At 34.5% G+C, this 17,705-nt stretch carries 14 protein-coding genes; 9 read left to right on the top strand and 5 right to left on the bottom strand.

The genetic code is table 11. From position 1 onward, the window contains the following. Position 1: 1 nt before the first annotated feature. On the bottom strand, positions 2-1,534 hold the full coding sequence (gene guaA / locus I600_RS16715) for a glutamine-hydrolyzing GMP synthase (RefSeq protein WP_058105710.1): 1,533 nt from the start codon (positions 1,532-1,534) through the stop codon (positions 2-4). A 73-nt stretch (positions 1,535-1,607) separates the two neighbouring features. On the opposite strand from guaA, the gene I600_RS16710 reads away from it, so the two are divergent. Continuing rightward, complete coding sequence (locus I600_RS16710; RefSeq protein WP_058105709.1) at positions 1,608-2,333, top strand: SIMPL domain-containing protein; 726 nt, start codon at positions 1,608-1,610, stop codon at positions 2,331-2,333. 390 nt (positions 2,334-2,723) lie between these two features. Further along, complete coding sequence (locus tag I600_RS16705) at positions 2,724-3,269, top strand: pyridoxamine 5'-phosphate oxidase family protein (protein ID WP_058105708.1); 546 nt, start codon at positions 2,724-2,726, stop codon at positions 3,267-3,269. Here I600_RS16705 and I600_RS16700 read toward each other — a convergent pair. Continuing rightward, on the bottom strand, positions 3,266-4,639 hold the full coding sequence (locus tag I600_RS16700; RefSeq protein ID WP_058105707.1) for a glycosyltransferase family 39 protein: 1,374 nt from the start codon (positions 4,637-4,639) through the stop codon (positions 3,266-3,268). The two genes, I600_RS16705 and I600_RS16700, sit on opposite strands and share 4 nt — an antisense overlap. Positions 4,640-4,642: 3 nt before the next feature. Beyond that, the gene (gene bshC, locus I600_RS16695) at positions 4,643-6,247 is read right to left on the bottom strand and encodes a bacillithiol biosynthesis cysteine-adding enzyme BshC (RefSeq protein WP_058105706.1); all 1,605 of its coding nucleotides are present in this window, start codon (positions 6,245-6,247) and stop codon (positions 4,643-4,645) included. A gap of 173 nt (positions 6,248-6,420) precedes the next feature. On the opposite strand from bshC, the gene I600_RS16690 reads away from it, so the two are divergent. The 5 genes from I600_RS16690 (at position 6,421) to I600_RS16670 (ending at position 13,588) form a co-directional block, all read left to right on the top strand. Then, positions 6,421-8,874 (top strand): M14 family metallopeptidase, encoded by a 2,454-nt coding sequence (locus I600_RS16690; protein ID WP_058105797.1) that lies wholly within the window; start codon positions 6,421-6,423, stop codon positions 8,872-8,874. Between the two features lie 6 nt (positions 8,875-8,880). Continuing rightward, positions 8,881-9,075, top strand: a complete 195-nt coding sequence (locus I600_RS16685; protein WP_058105705.1) for a DUF4177 domain-containing protein — start codon at positions 8,881-8,883, stop codon at positions 9,073-9,075. A gap of 81 nt (positions 9,076-9,156) precedes the next feature. Beyond that, positions 9,157-11,616, top strand: a complete 2,460-nt coding sequence (locus I600_RS16680; RefSeq protein WP_245188909.1) for a DUF2339 domain-containing protein — start codon at positions 9,157-9,159, stop codon at positions 11,614-11,616. Then, entirely contained in the window at positions 11,603-12,829 is a 1,227-nt protein-coding gene (locus tag I600_RS16675) for a DUF3999 family protein (protein WP_058105704.1), read from the top strand. The genes I600_RS16680 and I600_RS16675 overlap by 14 nt, the downstream gene beginning before the upstream one ends. Before the next feature lie 150 nt (positions 12,830-12,979). Continuing rightward, positions 12,980-13,588, top strand: a complete 609-nt coding sequence (locus I600_RS16670; protein WP_058105703.1) for a hypothetical protein — start codon at positions 12,980-12,982, stop codon at positions 13,586-13,588. Positions 13,589-13,624: 36 nt separating this feature from the next. On the opposite strand, the gene rimO is transcribed toward I600_RS16670, so the two are convergent. After that, positions 13,625-14,926 carry a 30S ribosomal protein S12 methylthiotransferase RimO gene (rimO, locus tag I600_RS16665; RefSeq protein WP_058105702.1) on the bottom strand — a complete coding sequence of 434 codons (1,302 nt, stop codon included), beginning with the start codon at positions 14,924-14,926 and terminating at the stop codon, positions 13,625-13,627. 117 nt (positions 14,927-15,043) lie between these two features. Between rimO and I600_RS16660 the strand changes: the two genes are divergently transcribed. Together I600_RS16660 and I600_RS16655 are read left to right on the top strand one after the other, a co-directional pair. Continuing rightward, positions 15,044-16,168 (top strand): serine hydrolase domain-containing protein, encoded by a 1,125-nt coding sequence (locus tag I600_RS16660; protein ID WP_058105701.1) that lies wholly within the window; start codon positions 15,044-15,046, stop codon positions 16,166-16,168. 67 nt (positions 16,169-16,235) lie between these two features. Further along, positions 16,236-16,838, top strand: a complete 603-nt coding sequence (locus tag I600_RS16655) for a nitroreductase family protein (protein WP_058105700.1) — start codon at positions 16,236-16,238, stop codon at positions 16,836-16,838. Between the two features lie 12 nt (positions 16,839-16,850). Here the strand turns inward: I600_RS16655 and I600_RS16650 are convergent, their stop codons facing one another. Further along, complete coding sequence (locus I600_RS16650) at positions 16,851-17,696, bottom strand: metallophosphoesterase (protein WP_058105699.1); 846 nt, start codon at positions 17,694-17,696, stop codon at positions 16,851-16,853. Between the last annotated feature and the right edge of the window lie 9 nt (positions 17,697-17,705).

Raw genomic sequence — 17,705 nt, 5'->3', positions numbered from 1 at the left:
ACTATTCCCATTCAATTGTTGCTGGCGGTTTAGAACTTATATCATATACGACACGATTAACGCCAGGGACTTTATTAATGATATCATTTGATGTTTTTTGTAGAAATTCATAAGGTAAGTTCACCCAATCGGCGGTCATACCATCTGTACTTTCCACGGCCCTAAGTGCCACGCATTTTTCATAGGTACGTTCATCTCCCATTACACCTACGCTGTTAACGGGCAATAACATAGCACCGGCTTGCCACACCTTATCGTATAGTCCCCATTTTTTCAACCCGTCAATAAAGATAGCATCCACCTCTTGCAAAATAGCCACTTTTTCTGGAGTGATATCTCCAAGAATACGAATTGCCAGACCAGGACCTGGAAAAGGATGCCTACCCAACAAAGCTTTATCTATGCCCAAGCTAGCACCTACTCTTCTTACCTCATCCTTAAATAACATCTTTAAAGGTTCTACCACTTTTAATTTCATAAAATCTGGCAAACCACCTACATTATGATGACTCTTTATTGTTTGTGAAGGTCCGCCAGTTGCCGAAACCGATTCTATAACATCTGGATAAATAGTACCTTGTGCCAACCACTTTGCGTTTTCTACCAAATGAGATTCATCATCAAAAACCTCAATAAAAACCCTACCTATTGTTTTTCTCTTAGTTTCTGGATCGCTTTCTCCTGCTAAATCACCCAAAAAGCGTGCCGAAGCATCTACACCTTTTACATTTAAGCCCATTCCCTCATACTGCTTAAGTACATCGGTAAACTCGTTCTTTCTTAAAAGTCCGTTATTTACAAATATACAGTGCAGGTTTTTACCTATTGCCTTATGTAATAAAACAGCTGCAACAGAAGAATCTACACCACCGGATAGTCCTAAGATTACTTTTTCATCGCCTATTTTCGCCTTTAATTCAGCTACTGTTTTATCAACAAAGGCATCTGGCGTCCAAGTCTGTTCCATCCCGGCAATATGCACTAAAAAGTTTTCCAGCACCTGTTTTCCATCTGTTGAATGATACACTTCTGGGTGAAACTGAATAGCATATGTTTCTTCGCCTTCAAATTTGAAAGCGGCATTTTCAACATCATGCGTACTTGCCAATAGAGTTGTATTTTCTGGTAAATGCTTAATGGTATCGGCATGGCTCATCCACACTTGGCTACCTGCATCTACTTTATCAAAAAATGGTTCGTTCTCCTTAACAAAGCTAAGGTTTGCACGACCATATTCCCGTGTATTCGATTTTTCTACACTACCACCATTAAAGTGTGCCAAATACTGCGCGCCATAACAAACGCCCAATAATGGTTTTTTACCTCTAATTTCAGACAGATCTGGGTGAACGGCATCTTCACCCCTAACCGATAAGGGCGATCCAGAAAGTATTACCGCTTTATACTCAGAAAGGTCTTTTGGTAATTTATTATAAGGTTTAATCTCGGAGAAAATGTTTAGTTCACGTACGCGTCTTCCAATCAATTGGGTGTACTGAGAACCAAAATCTAGTATTAGGACTTTATTTTGCATGGGCAAAAATAGCAAATTGACCGTTCTTGAAAAGTATCTTTTTATATATTTAGACTCGATTTAAATATTTTTCATGAAACACATTAGTGCAATTATTTTTGGAGCGGCAATTGTCATTGCTGCATATTTTTTAGGCAACGCTTATATACAAAGGGCAAACCCGCCCCAAATGATATCGGTTACAGGCTTGGGCAATGAAAATTTCACCTCTGACCTCATTGTATGGGAAGGTCAATTTTCTACCAATAGCACTGTTTTAAAAACAGCTTTCGACCAATTAAACCAAGACAAGGAAATTGTTCGAGAATATTTAACATCTAAGGGCATTGATACTAAGAGCATTATTTTTAATAGTGTTCAAACTACAGAAATGCGAGACAACCAATATGAAAATGGAAATTACGTTGGCAATATTTTTAAAGGTTACCAACTTGTACAAACTTTAAAAATAGAATCTGAAGATGTAGCTTTAATAGAAGGTGTTTCTAGAGAAATTACCGAACTTTTAAATAAAGGTGTTCAGTTTAACTCACTGCCCCCAAGGTACTATTATACAAAATTGGCAGACCTTAAAATTGAGATGATTTCCAAAGCAACAGAGGATGCCAGAATACGTGCAGAGAAAATTGCCGAAAATGCAGGTAGTAATTTAGGTGACCTGGTCTCTGCCAATATGGGTGTTTTTCAAATAACCGGTCAAAATTCTGGAGAAGACTATAGTTGGGGCGGTGCCTATAACACCTCTTCTAAAAATAAGACCGCATCAATAACTATGCGTTTAGAATATAAAGTTAAATGATAGTAGTGCTTTAATCGATTCTTTTTACCGATCTGGTTAAGAGCAATTTACTTCTCTTATCAATCATTTAAACATATAAAAGCCCGGTAATCACCCGGGCTTTTTAATCAACCAATTATCAAACCGAATACTTTAAAATTTCTTTTTCATAGCAATCAGTATTCTGCACATTGGTCGCACGTATTTTTAATACCTTACAAAGAATCCAAAAAAAAAAAAAGCTCGGAAACCACCCCGAGCTTTTAAATAAATCAAAAACCAAATTAAACCAAAAGCTAAAAATTGAACCTTTTCAATTTCTTTTTCATAGCTATTATCTTTATAACAACTAACTAAACCATTACCCTACCCTATTTTTCATTTATTTTTACTATTAAATAAATTACCACAATGACAGGTTCATTTTTTGAAGAGTTATGTATTGAGATCAAAAAAAGTGTAATTGAAAGAGGGCACCCATTTAGATTCATTACAATGGCAACTACCGGCAATGAATCTATTGCAAGACTGCGTACCGTAGTACTACGTGAGGTGACCGAAAATTTACGTTTAACTATTTATACCGATAGCCGAACCCAAAAAATAAATCATATTCATGTAAATAACCAAGTTAGTTTGCTTTTATACCATCCTGAAAAAATGATGCAGTTAAAAGTTGAAGGTACTGCTGAAATAGTAACAAATACCGAAAGATTAAAATCAACTTGGCAAAATATTCAGCCCAATAGCAGAAAAGATTACATCACAGAAACTAGCCCGGGCAGAGCAATTAAGAATCCTGACCATGTGGAATATGTAGAAGACAAAAACCATTTCACCATAATCGATATTTTTCCAACTAAAATTGAATATCTAAAACTTAAAAGACCTAACCATATTAGGGCTCTTTTCTCAAAGACCGATGACATGTGGAAGGGGGAATTCCTAGTTCCTTAATTGATATAGAAATATAGATTTTCTTTTTCTTTCCCAAAACCAATGAGACTATCTACAGGTGTGGTCTGTTTTTCCACAGATGGGCCGATCGTTATTTCAACTTCCCCCTCATGCTGCAATTCCAATGCGGTTAACGAATAATCATCTGCAGAAAGTATGGTTTGCTCTGGATGTAGTAAACGCACATTACCGGCATAAGTAACATTAGGTAGCACCCAATGATAAGTATTATAATTCTTGCTCAACTTACTGGCAACTGGCTCAAAACCAAAATGTACAGATGAAGGTATTTTCATCACCTTTTCTATTGGTGTTCTTATGGTTTGTATACCTATAACCAATATAAAAACCCAATACCCAACAGTAACTAATTTCTTACTATTCTTTAAATCAACAATTTCCAGCAGTAGAACTACAAAAGGAATAAAAAGTGGCAGCAACCATCTGGTCTCCACTTTCTGACTTTGAAAAATGAGAAAAAACAAACCCAATACCAGTAATTGCGTAATTAACATTTTAAAAAACCAATTGATTCCAAGTTTATTAAAACTTAAATTTTTAGAGAAGTAGCCTATACTGATTATGGCGATAACAGGAAACATCAAAGCAAACAAGCCTTTTAAATAGACAATAAAGGGTAGCATTGAAAAACCCGATTGAGCTTGTTCTTTTCCTATTTTTTCTTCTATACTAGAGGTTAGAAAAGATTGATATTCATCTGGACCCAATAACCAATATACATGAGGACCAACCAATAGAACGGACACTAAAACCGACAATAGTATTTTTGGGTTGAAAACGATAGCTCTCAATTCTTTATCCCACAAAGTGACCATGGCAAAAGTCACCAGAAAGAATGCATAATTGTATTTAGACATTATACCTACACCTAAAACCAATCCAAGCAAAAGATAATTTAAAATAGATTTACGCGCTAACAATAGCTGTATACTATAATAAGAGGCAACTACACATAAACAAAGTAAACTTGTATGCGAGAGTCTACGAAAAGTAAAATCTATATATACAGGTATTAAAACCAATGCCAGAACAGCCAATTTAGATGTATCCGCCTCCTTAATACGTAATCCTGAAAATCTGTAAAGTAATAACAATGTTCCTGCAAACAAGACAGCCCTAAGTAAAGAGAATGCCAATTTGCCCACACCAAAAACAGTATTAAAACCATACTGTAACCACGTATAAAAGGGTGGCTGATCATCATAACCCCAACGTAACCACTGAGAATAATAAGCCTGCTCCGCGTCTTCTAATTCTAACGCACTTTTGAAAAAAGTAATTGCCGTAATGGCAATAAAGGATAATATAGCAAGTACGTTTATCTTATGTAGCGCTTTGCCTTTACCCATTATTTACTTTTGGGTGATGACCGTAAAATTTAAACTCAAAGGTTCTAACGCCTTAAATAGCATTGGTAACAATGCTTCACCATATGCTAAATAAAACTCAGAAAAATTTAATTGTCTTTCTTGTAAAGATTGATTCGGAAAAATTTCATTCTGCAGTTCGGTCATGCGAACTACATGGTCTTTCAATTTTCTTTTTTGCGCTTGGAGCAACCTTTTTTCCAAGGCATCCAAGCCTTTTTTCTGTTTTACCTCTTGAGCCTTTACCGCGCCTAAAAACGACTTATCTGTTTTTTCTGCAAGCGCATACATTTCTTTAAATTGCTCTTCCAACAATTTTTTCTGTGGAGCAAAATCAATATCAATATTAGAGATTTCACGAATTTTTTTATTGATCAAGCTATTCTGGCTCAAGAATACATCTGACTTGGAAATATTCATTCGCTCTAATTTATCGGCGTGTTTCTCGGTAATGATCAAAGCTGAATTTCTGACCAATAAAATAGGAAACGTTACTTGCATGGCGTCAAATGAAGCCTTCAATTCTAACCAATATGCAATTTCTCCGCCGCCGCCTATATAACAAAGGTTGGGTAAAATAACCTCTTGGTATAAAGGCCTGGCAATAACATTGGGAGAAAATCTTTCTGGAAAATTTTCCATTTCACTCACCAACTCCTCATTCGTAAAAGTTATGGCAGTATCATTAACGGCATATTTTCCCTTACTTTCCACTAGCCTTTCCCTAATACCATCTTTTAAATAGAAATAATTGATTTCACGTGGGTTTACTTGTACAGGGTAATCAGAAGATATTTGGGTAATTTCCTCTATAGTTTCAGATACTTTCTTAAAAGCTGTTTGCTCAAAAATATCTTTTTTCATGTATGGTACAAGCAATTTCTTCAACTCAACATCATCACCATCAACAATTACCAAACCGTAGTCTTTAAAAATTTCGTTCGCTAAAAAGCGAGTTGCATCGGTCAGGGTATCATTCTTTAAATAGGCACTTTCAAATAATTCTTTTAATACTTGGGCATTTTTACTATCACCAATAGTTTTAGAATAAAGGGCAAAAACCTCTTCCAATCCTTCCGTAGGCAAATGACCTACAGCTCCAGAAGCCTCTTTGTTCCACTGAAATTTTAGTCCTTTGAAATTAAAATAATTGATTTCATCGAAATCATGATCCTCAGTGGCCATCCAATAGATCGGTACAAAGTTTTGATCCGGAAATTCTTTTTTTAATTCTTTGGTAAGGTTTATGGTAGAAATAATCTTATAAAGAAAGTAAAGCGGACCTGTAAATAAATTCAACTGGTGGCCAGTAACTACCGTAAATGTATTTTTCTCCTTTAAAAGCTCAATATTAACATTGGTTTGCTTAGAAACGTTGATTCCTTTATACTGTTCTATCAACGAGCTAAACAATACACTTCTTTGCGATTGGGTAAATTGTTTACCCTTTTCTTCTATTTGCCCTTTGAACCCATCTATATTCGGAAAACGATTATACAATGGTTTAAGCTTAGTATCTGCGGCAACATAATCGCAAATTAATTTCGAAAAATAGCCCGTTTTTACTAAGGGCAAACAGTCAATATCCATAGAAAAATTAAAATCTTGGTAAATATAAAACCCTTTCGTTTTACATTTCCTAAATATAAGTTAATTACCGGTACTGTTAAATACCTGTTTACTCGGTGAATTACAGATTAGATAAGGTACAATTTGCATTTATTTTAATAGATTTGGCTGACTCAGAACACAAACAAACCTATATGAAACTAACTTTACGCATTGCATTACTATTTATTCCGTTTTTAGGGCTAGCTCAATTAAAATCGCCCTCAGAGTTTTTAGGCTACGAACTTGGCACTCAATTTACAAGACACCATGAGGTAGTAGATTACTATCAATATTTGGCAAAGGCCGAACCTAAGCGCATGAAACTTATTGAATATGGAAAAACCAATGAACGAAGACCTTTGTTATTGGCAACCATTTCTACTGAAGAAAACATGCAAAACCTAGATCAAATTAGGGAAGAGCATATGAAAGGTATACATGGAGAAGGTTCTCCGGACAAAGCTATTGTTTGGTTGAGCTACAATGTACATGGCAATGAAAGTGTTAGCACAGAAGCATCTATGCAAACCATTTACGACCTTTTCACAAGTAAGAAAGCATATTTGGAAAATATAGTTGTATTAATTGATCCATGTATTAATCCAGATGGACGAGATCGTTACGTAAACTGGTACAATCAATTTAAAAACTCGCCAAATCAAGTTGACCCTCAAAGCAAGGAGCATCATGAAAATTGGTGGAGCGGTAGAAGCAACCATTATATGTTTGACCTTAATAGAGACTGGGCATGGTTGACACAAGTTGAGAGTCAGCAGCGCCTAAAACAATTTAACCAATGGCTACCCCATGTTCATGTTGATTTTCATGAGCAAGGTGTTGACAACCCCTATTACTTTGCTCCTGCAGCTGAACCTTTTCATGAAGTTATTACAGATTTTCAAAGAGAATTTCAAGAAACCATTGGCAAGAATCATGCAAAATATTTTGATGCTAATGGATGGTTCTATTTTACTAAAGAAGTCTTTGATCTTTTATACCCAAGCTATGGCGATACTTACCCGACATATAATGGTGGAATTGGAATGACTTACGAACAAGGTGGTAGTGGACGTGCCGGACTTGGCATTATCACGAGTATTGGAGATACGCTTACCTTAAAAGATAGAATTGCACATCATCATACCACCGGCTTATCTACCGTTGAAGTGGCCTCAAAAAATGTTACTAAATTGAATGATGAGTTCAAGAAATTTTACCGTGACAAAAATTTTAAATACAACACTTATGTGATGAACGGTAACCCCGATAAAATAGAGGCTTTAGCAGATTTATTGAGTAAACATGAAATTGAATTTCAAGCAGGTACCAATAGTACCTTTAAAGGGTACAACTATGCCACCGGTAAATCTGGCTCAATTAAAAGTACTAATAAAAGTTTGGTCATTTCTACAAACCAACCAAAAAGCACCTTGGTAAAAGTACTGTTCGAGCCCACCGCAAAGTTAAGCGACTCGGTTACCTATGATATCACCGCATGGTCTTTACCCTATGCCTATGGTTTAGACGCGATAGCTTCAGAAACCAGTGTAGCTAAATCCGCACCTCTTCATAGTGGTACTAAATACGGTGTTTTAAAACCGGACAGTTATGCTTACTTAGCTGATTGGAACAGTATGAAAGATGCTCAATTTCTAGCAGAATTACTGCGTAACAAAGTTCGAGTACGTTTTGCCCATAAGCCATTTACATTAGATGGTATTTCCCATGAAAGAGGCACATTGATTATTACTAAAAGTGACAATAAGCACCTTAAGAATTTCAATGACATCCTTATTTCAGCTTCAGAAAACAATTCAAAGAATGTCATTTCTACAAATACAGGTTTTGTTGAGAGCGGAAAAGATTTCGGCTCTGGTTATGTAGATGTAATTCAGAAATTAAATATCGCCGTTCTTTCTGGTGAGCCAACGTCTACTTTGCGTTTTGGTGAAATTTGGAACTTTTTTGAACAACAACTTAATTACCCTATTTCTGTATTGGGACATGATTATTTTGACCGTATTGACCTTAGCAATTATGATATTTTAATTTTACCTGACGGACGTGGGTATAATAGTTTTCTAAACTCCTATAACAAGGAAAAAATAAAGGACTGGGTAAAACGTGGTGGAAAATTAATTGCCATGGGCGGTGCAATTGATGGAATTACCTCATCTGACAAAGATTTTAAATTATCTGTAAAAGAGATTGAAAAAGACTCATCTACTACAATAGGATCATTTGAAATTTCTGAAAGAGAACAAATAAAATCTGCTATTACCGGAGCAATTTTCAAGGCCACGGTAGATAACACAAATCCGTTAGCTTATGGTTACGATGACACTTATTTTACCCTTAAATTAGGTGCCCGTTCTTACAATTACCTAGAAAATGGCAGCGCAGTGTATTTGAGCGAAGGTAACAACGAACCTGTGTCCGGTTTTGCCGGTAGCGAAGCAAAGAAAAAAATTGCGGAAACTTTAATCTTCGGTACAGAAGAAATGGGGCGTGGTCAAATTATTTATATGATAGACAATCCACTTTTTAGAGGCTTCTGGGAAAATGGTAAGCTGTTTTTTGCAAACGCCCTATTCATGGTTAAATAAAATATTATGAAACAATACAAAGTTGAAACACTTATTTATTATTCGAAACTTACGTTTGACAAATACCATATTGTAGATAATTCCAACAAAGAAATTCAAGAAAAATTAGATAGCTACGCAAAAGATGGTTGGCGTTTGGTTTCTACAGATGCATCTAATTTTGGTGCAGCTATGTATATCTACCTGTATTTTGAAAAATAATTTTGATTAACCAATGTTCTTGATCAATTGGTAATTACCAATATCCCTTAAACAGTTTATCTCGTTTAAGGGATATTTTATTTGGTAAAGGAATTTGGCAAATCTTCCAACAAATCTGCTTCTTTTACGTTTACATTAGAAGACCCTAATTTATTGGGGCGTAAACCAATGCTTATGGCTAACGACCAAGACCAAATAAATATCTTGCTGCAAAAATTAGAAATTCTTTTAAAAAAGCAGCAAGATTTTAATATTGAAGTAAATGAAATACGAAGGGATATTCAAATATTAAGAAATACCCAAGCCTTAAAGTTTACTGAAGATTCTAATAAAAAGTTTCAAGAAGAACCTATATCCAAGCCTATTGTTGAAACTTCCAAATTGATAGAACCGGAAATTACCGAAAACCCCGTTCAAATTAAACAGACAATTGACCCTAACTCTAATAAACCGGTAGATCCACCTAAAACGAAATCAACTCTACCCAAGAAAAAATCAAATCTCGAAAAATTTATTGGTGAAAACCTCATCAATAAAATTGGAATATTGATTACGGTAATTGGCGTTGTCATAGGTGCAAAATACTCTATAGAAAATAATTTAATTAGTCCGCTAACAAGAATTATACTTGGTTATTTAGTAGGTTTAGGTTTAATTGGATTTGGTATTAAATTAAAAGCAAAATACGAGAGCTATAGTGCCGTTTTGGTCAGTGGTGCGCTCGCAATACTGTACTTTATAACATTTGCCGCATATGATCTTTATGCGCTCTTTCCACAACTAATAGCCTTTGCTATAATGCTCCTATGTACCGTTTTTGGTGTTGTAGCAGCATTAAATTACAATAAACAGGTAATTGCACATATTGGTCTTGTAGGGGCCTACGCAGTGCCGTTCTTACTGAGTAAGGATTCTGGCAACATAACTGCTTTATTTAGCTACATCTCCTTAATTAATGTGGGCTTATTGGCGATTTCATTTAAAAAATATTGGAAAGCACTCTACTACGTTTCCTTTACTTTTACTTGGCTTATATATAGCTATTGGTTCTTTTTTGAAAGTGATGATTACCATAATAATTTTATTTTAGGCTTTACCTTTTTAGCTACTTTCTTTACTATATTTTACATTACATTTTTAGCTTTTAAACTAGTTAAAACCGAGGTGTTTAAGGTTGGCGACATTGTATTAATCTTACTCAACTCCTTTATATTTTACGGTTTTGGTATTGCATGGCTTTATAATTATGAGGGCGGTGAGTCTTATCTGGGTCTATTTACGGTTTTTAATGCGTTGATTCATTTTATTATCACGGTAATAATTTTTAAAAGAAAATTGGCAGACAGAAAGTTATTTTTCATGACTTCTGGCTTTGTTCTTTCGTTTATCACCATTGCTGTTCCTGTTCAATTAGATGGCAACTGGGTAACCTTGATTTGGGCATTAGAAGCTGCCCTTTTATTCTGGATAGGACGAACAAAAAAGGTAACTTTCTATGAGTATCTTTCTTTTATCATGGTGGCTCTGACCATGGTTAGTTTAATGATGGATTGGGAACAGGGATATCATTGGAGAAATACTTCTGATGTATGGAGCCCCATATTAAACACTACCTTTTTAACCTCTTTAATTTGTATTTCCGCATACGGATTCATGACCTGGCTTCAATTAAAAACTCCATCAACAAAACCATCTTTTGTACAGAATTGTATGAAAATATGTATACCTGCCTTGTTTCTTGGTACGCTATATTTAGCTTTATATTTTGAAATTGAACACTATTGGAACAATACTTTTCAAGCCTCTAAAATTAATATCGAGAATTCCATTGGCAACTACCCTGAATACAATTACAATATTGTTGATCTTGAATCTGTTTGGCTTATAATTTACACTATGGTATTTATCACCGCATTAGGTTTGATAAACAACTTCAAGTTAAAAAACAAAACCCTAGGTATTGTATCTTTGATTGCTGCTCTTTTAACGACATTTACTTTTTTAACGAGTGGTCTTTACATACTTAGCGAATTACGCGAAAACTATATAACCCAGGAACTCGCCGAGTTTTATAAAATTGGAATATATAATATATACATACGTTATATTTCATTTGCATTTTTTGCTTTCTTACTTTTTGCTATTTACAAAGTAGCCCAAAAGGAATATCTAAAAATCAACTACAAAATACCCTTTGAAATTTTACTGCACATTTCTATCATCTGGATTCTTAGTAGCGAGTTGCTAAATTGGATGGATCTAGCAGGATCTAATCAATCATACAAACTAGGTCTAAGCATTTTATGGGGCGTTTATGCACTACTTCTTATTGCACTAGGAATTTGGAAAAAGAAAAAATACCTGCGTGTAGGTGCTATCGTACTATTTTCATTAACATTGATCAAATTGTTTTTCTATGATATTTCTTCATTGAATACTATTGCTAAGACTATAGTATTCGTTTCCCTTGGAGTTTTATTATTGATCATTTCATTTCTTTACAATAAATACAAACACATTATTTCAGATGAAGTCAAATAATTATCACTTAACATTCTTTGCCTTTATAATAACATCATTTTCTTTTGCGCAAATGCATTCCTATGCTAAAAAAATAGAACTAAAAGGGATAGATAGCTTATGGCACAACATTGAAATACCAAATTCCGTATTTAAAGATTTGAATGCCAACTTAAGCGATATTAGAATTTATGGCATAACCGCAACAGATACTATTGAAGCGCCTTATATACACAAGACTTCAAAGGCAACCCAGGCCAACGACGAAATTTCTTTTAATCTTTTGAATCGGGTTCATAATACAAAAGGATATTACTTCACCTATGAATTGCCAAATAAAGAAACCATCAATGAGATTATACTAGATTTAAAAGACCAAAATTTCAACTGGGAAATAACTTTAGAGGGTAGTCAGCATCAAAAACAATGGTTCACCATTTTGGAAGATTATCGCATTCTATCCATAAACAATGACCAGACCAATTACGCCTTTACAACTCTAAAATTTTCCGATACCAGCTATAGGTATTATCGCTTATTGATCAAGAGTGAAGTAGAGCCAAAATTAGCTACGGTGAAAATTCTTAAAAAGGCAAAAAAGGAAGCCGCATATCGAAATTATCAGGTACAATCATTTCAAGTAAAAGAACAAGAAAAGAATACTATTGTTGATGTGGAACTAAGCACCAAGGTACCATTAGATTTTTTAACTGTCACAGTAGATGATAATTTTGACTATAATAGATCCATATCATTACAATATTTAGCAGATAGTGTTAAATCGGAAAAAGGCTGGTATTATAATTATAGACCTCTGACCACCAAAACACTTTCTTCAATGGAAGATAACAACTTTGAACTTCCTAGTATACTAGCAAAAAAAGTACGTATCATTATATTAAACTATGACAATCAACCCCTGAACATTTCCAGTGTAACACTAAGAGGTTTTATACACACCTTAACAACACGCTTTACCGCGCCTGCCAATTACTTTATGGTGTATGGAAAAAATACAGACAAATCTCCAAATTACGACATTGCCAAGACAAAAATAATTTTACCTCAAAATATTACTAATTTAAATTTAGGAAAGACAATAGATATACAAAAAAAAGAATCTATAACTACTGCTCCTCTTTTTGAAAATAAGTGGTGGCTTTGGGGAATAACAGGACTTATAATAATTCTGCTCGGTTATTTCACTATAGGCATGATGAAGAAAGAACTTTGAACATAATTATCTTTTAATCAATTAGTTAATACGATACCAAAATTATAGTTACGAACATAATTTTTATTTTTATGCTAATTTTGGCTAAACGAGTTTAATATTAAATGATTTATATTTAAACTCTATATAACACATAACCAAAATTTAAAAATGAAAAAATCTGTCTTAACCAATGCCTTGTCATTGGTCTTTTTTGCTATTTACGCACAAGTATCTTCACAAGTAACCAATATCTCGGTAATAGATAGTTCAGCTACAATGAACACTCCTGTTTCCTTAGATAGCACAACAACAGAGCAACTACAAACAGTTGATAGTTTGGTCACTGTTGATCCACGCCTAAAATTTGGATGTGGCTTTGGACTCAATTTTTTAGGAGGCACCAATATTAGCTTGTCACCTAACTTAATATATAATGTAAGCGATAATTTTAGTTTAGGCGTGGGAGTTCAAGGAAGTTATAATTCCATTAAAAATGTTCAAAAAACTACAACCTTTGGTGCTAACGTTATTGGACAATACAATCTATCTAAAAAATTAATGAGCTTGTTGGAGTTTGCCCAATTAAAAGTGAATACAAAACAAGAAACACCTACTGGTGAAATTAAAGATGATTTTTGGGAATCCGCATTATTTGTTGGCGCAGGCTACAACATTAATAATAAAATCTCTATTGGTGCCAAATTTAATGTGTTATATGATGATGACGAAAGTGTTTATTCTAGCCCAATAATCCCATTTGTAAACATCACTTTTTAGGTAAAAAAAAATCCCAACTAAAATTGGGATTTTTTTTTAAACAGGCTCACCGTATAAATCAAAATCTGCGGCCTCTGTAATTTTCACATTTACAAATTCTCCCTGTTTCACATAATGTTTAGTAGCATCGATCAACACTTCATTATCCACATCCGGTGAATCAAACTCAGTTCTTCCGATAAAGTAATTTCCTTCTTTACGATCAATTATGCATCTAAATGTTTCACCTACTTTATGTTGGTTCAATTCCCAAGAAATTTGAGATTGTATTTCCATGATGATATTTGCACGTTCTTGCTTTACTTCTTCAGGCACATCATCAACCAAACTATAGGCATGTGTATTTTCTTCATGGCTATATGTAAAACACCCCAAACGCTCAAAACGCATGGCAATTACCCAATTTTTAAGAATTTCAAAATCTTCTTCGGTCTCTCCTGGATATCCTACGATTAAGGTGGTCCTAATGGTCATTTCAGGTACCGCCTCCCTAAATTCTTTTAACAACTTGGTCGTTTTAGCCTCCGTAGTACCACGACGCATACTTTTTAAAATACTATCAGATATATGTTGTAATGGGATATCCAAATAGTTACAGACTTTTGGTTCCCTATTCATTACATCAAGTACATCCATTGGAAAACCTGCCGGAAATGCATAATGCAAACGTATCCATTCAATACCTTCAACTTTCACTAATGCCTCTAATAATTCGGCAAGATTTCTTTTCTTATAAAGGTCAAGACCGTAGTAAGTTAAATCTTGAGCTATCAAAATAAGTTCTTTTACCCCTTTGCCGGCAAGTTTTTCAGCTTCTGTCACCAATTCTTCAATTGGTGTACTTTTATGTTTACCACGCATTAATGGAATAGCGCAAAATGAACAAGGTCTATCACAACCTTCGGCTATTTTCAAATAAGCATAGTTTTTTGGTGTAGTGGTCAAACGCTCACCTATTAACTCATGCTTATAATCTGCTCCTAGCGCTTTTAATAACCCTGGCAATTCACTAGTGCCAAAATACTCATCTACATTTGGTATCTCTTTTTGCAAATCTGGCTTATAGCGTTCACTTAAGCAACCGGTTACAAAAACTTTATCAACCGCACCTTCTTCTTTCTTTTGAACATATTCTAAAATGGTATTAACACTCTCTTCTTTGGCATTAGCAATAAAGCCGCATGTGTTAATTACTACGATGTTCCCTTCTTCTTCATGCACAACTTCTTTGTCGTTAGCCTTTAATTGGCCCATGAGTACTTCAGAATCATAAACATTTTTTGAACAACCTAGCGTTACTACGTTGATTTTGTTCCTCTTAAGAGATTTTGTCCTCATAATTTTAATTGGGGTGCAAAAATACGATTTGGGTATTTAAAAACGTTAGATATGGACAAATTTACTTGTAATCTTTAGTTGATTACGGTTTATTAACGCCCAAAACTTAAATTTAAAATGAAATTCTCCCAATATTTCAGCCTAATTGCCCTACTATCTGTTTTTGTTTCATGTTCAAGTGATTCTGAACCATCTACTGAAACAGGAAAAAGTGGAACGCCACCTGCTGTAACACCAGTACCTACCGAAACATATTTTCCACCTATTTCCAGAACAAACGAGTGGGAAACCCTTTCTATGGAAACATTAGGATGGAATGAAGATGAAGTCAGTAACTTATACTTCTTTTTAGAAAATAACAATACAGATGCTTTCATTATAATAAAGGACGGAAGAATTGTCATAGAAAAATACTTTGGTGATTTTAAATCTGACGACAATCATGCATGGAATTCCGCTGGAAAAAATTTAACTGCAATGTTAACAGGTATTGCCCAAGAAGAAGGTTTCTTAAATATATTGGAACCCACATCTACCTATTTAGGTGAGGGATGGACAAATATGCCCTTAAACCAAGAACAGAATATTACTATTAAGAACCAATTGACAATGACAACCGGTCTAGATTATACGGTTGAAGATATTTTCTGTACTGACCCAGAATGCTTAAACTTTTTAAATGACCCAAATACATTTTGGTACTACCATAACGGACCGTATACTATGTTAGATGATGTAATTGCTAACGCTACAGAAAGAGATTTCAATTCATATTTCTCCGAAAAAATCAAAGAACCTATTGGTATGCAAGGTTTGTTCCTTAAAATAGGATACAACAACGTATTTTTCAGTACCGCAAGAAGTATGGCCCGCTTCGGAATTTTAAACCTTAACCAAGGTAATTGGGATGGCACCTCTATTCTTTCCGACCAAGAATATTTTAATGCCATGACCAATTCGTCTCAAAACCATAACCTTGCTTACGGCTACCTCTATTGGTTAAACGGTAAAAGCAGCTTTAGACTACCAAGTTCAGAAGACGAATTTACAGGTAGCTTAATACCTAATGCTCCAGACGACCTTATCGCAGGACTTGGCTTAAACGATCAAAAGTTATATATGGTACCAAGCTTAGATATGGTTATAGTACGTATGGGCGGAGCTAGCAATGAAGAACTTTTAGGACCTTCTAGTTTTGACAACGAATTATGGGAATTGATAAATGCAGTAATAGAAAATTAACCTTGTATATTAGAATAAAAACTACTATTCTAAGTTATAAAACTAGAAATAAATCAATTTAGATACAATGGACTTTAAGCAATTTGCAGAAAATAGGTACACAACTAAAAAATATGATGCAACCCGTAAGATATCAAATTCAGATATTCAAGATTTAAAGGATATACTCAAACTAAGTCCTTCTTCAATTAATAGCCAACCATGGTTATTTACTTTTGTATCAAATGAACAAATAAAAGATGATTTAGCCGAAGCATCTTATTTTAATGCTTCCAAAATTAAGGATGCTAGTCATTTAGTTGTATTTAGCGTTATGGACAACTTGCTAGAATTTGAAAGAAGAGTTGAAGAAAATCTAAATGAAGGTTCTGTGAGGTTCTATAAACAATTTGTAAAACCACAACCGCACGAAAAAACCATTAATTGGCTTACCCATCAAGTATACATAACATTAGGTTTCTTTTTGGCAGCCTGTGCAGCTATGGAAATAGACTCTACACCCATGGAAGGTATTGAACCTGAAAAATACAAGGAAATTCTAAAACTCAAAGATCATAAAGTTTTATTTTCGGTTGCAATTGGCTACAGGCATAAGGAAGATAGTACACAACCCAATTTAATAGGTAAATTTAGATTACCTTCCGAGACTGTAATACAAACTATTGATTAGCTACAGGATACCCTAAACTTCTTTTGTAAGCTCAAAAACCGTAATCTCTGGTCTTACATTTAAGCGTACTTGGCGAAGACATCCTATGGCACTGTTTATATAAAGCGTTTTTCCTTTTCCCAATTTTTTAATACCTGCATCGTAATTTTTATTTTTCACTGGAAGTAATGGAGCGGGTAAAAATGGTGGTTTTACTTGCCCACCGTGGGTATGACCAGATAATATCCACCCCTTAAAATTGTTCCAAACAGGTAAATCGCATACATCAGGATTGTGACATAAAGTGATATTCGCCATTTCAGGTCTATATTTAGCGGTAGCTTTCAAGGGATAGAAATTACTTCCCCAAAAATCATCCATTCCCAAAAAATTGAGTCCGTCTATTTCAATAGCATCATTTCTCAACATGGTGACGCCTACTGCCCTTAAACTTTCAGTGATGGTCTTTGCCACAGGTTCTTCGACAAAGTCGATACCATAATCATGATTACCTAGAATACCTATAGTACCTAAAGTACCCTTTACCACATATTGTAGCACCTCATTCAACTGATCAATCTGTTCGTTATTTTCATAGGTTACATAATCTCCAGTATAGACTACAAAATCAGGATTCAATTTTTGTGCTTCCTCAAACGAATCTATGATATATTGATAATCGAACGAATTACCGATATGTATATCACTAATCTGCATCAGTGTTTTACCTACAAGGGCATCAGGTAAGTTTTTTAATGGCATTTTTAAATGAACATATTTCAGCCAAAAAGGCTCTATTTGCCAACTATATAAACCGACCAACAACCCTAATCCCCCTCCCCATCGAAAAGTGTTCTTTATAAATCCCCTTCTTTTCATGACACCTAA

The organism is Maribacter dokdonensis DSW-8 (assembly GCF_001447995.1).
GTDB lineage: Bacteria > Bacteroidota > Bacteroidia > Flavobacteriales > Flavobacteriaceae > Maribacter > Maribacter dokdonensis.
This window is presented reverse-complemented; position numbering and strand designations above follow the sequence as displayed.

Excerpts from the sequence above, each read along its gene's own strand:
- rimO (WP_058105702.1), bottom strand. The coding sequence starts at position 14,926 with ATGAGGACAAAATCTCTTAAGAGGAACAAAATCAACGTAGTAACGCTA.
- I600_RS16660 (WP_058105701.1), top strand. The coding sequence starts at position 15,044 with ATGAAATTCTCCCAATATTTCAGCCTAATTGCCCTACTATCTGTTTTT.
- bshC (WP_058105706.1), bottom strand. The coding sequence starts at position 6,247 with ATGGATATTGACTGTTTGCCCTTAGTAAAAACGGGCTATTTTTCGAAA.
- I600_RS16650 (WP_058105699.1), bottom strand. The coding sequence starts at position 17,696 with ATGAAAAGAAGGGGATTTATAAAGAACACTTTTCGATGGGGAGGGGGA.
- I600_RS16675 (WP_058105704.1), top strand. The coding sequence starts at position 11,603 with ATGAAGTCAAATAATTATCACTTAACATTCTTTGCCTTTATAATAACA.
- guaA (WP_058105710.1), bottom strand. The coding sequence starts at position 1,534 with ATGCAAAATAAAGTCCTAATACTAGATTTTGGTTCTCAGTACACCCAA.
- I600_RS16655 (WP_058105700.1), top strand. The coding sequence starts at position 16,236 with ATGGACTTTAAGCAATTTGCAGAAAATAGGTACACAACTAAAAAATAT.
- I600_RS16705 (WP_058105708.1), top strand. The coding sequence starts at position 2,724 with ATGACAGGTTCATTTTTTGAAGAGTTATGTATTGAGATCAAAAAAAGT.
- I600_RS16670 (WP_058105703.1), top strand. The coding sequence starts at position 12,980 with ATGAAAAAATCTGTCTTAACCAATGCCTTGTCATTGGTCTTTTTTGCT.
- I600_RS16685 (WP_058105705.1), top strand. The coding sequence starts at position 8,881 with ATGAAACAATACAAAGTTGAAACACTTATTTATTATTCGAAACTTACG.
- I600_RS16710 (WP_058105709.1), top strand. The coding sequence starts at position 1,608 with ATGAAACACATTAGTGCAATTATTTTTGGAGCGGCAATTGTCATTGCT.
- I600_RS16700 (WP_058105707.1), bottom strand. The coding sequence starts at position 4,639 with ATGGGTAAAGGCAAAGCGCTACATAAGATAAACGTACTTGCTATATTA.
- I600_RS16690 (WP_058105797.1), top strand. The coding sequence starts at position 6,421 with ATGAAACTAACTTTACGCATTGCATTACTATTTATTCCGTTTTTAGGG.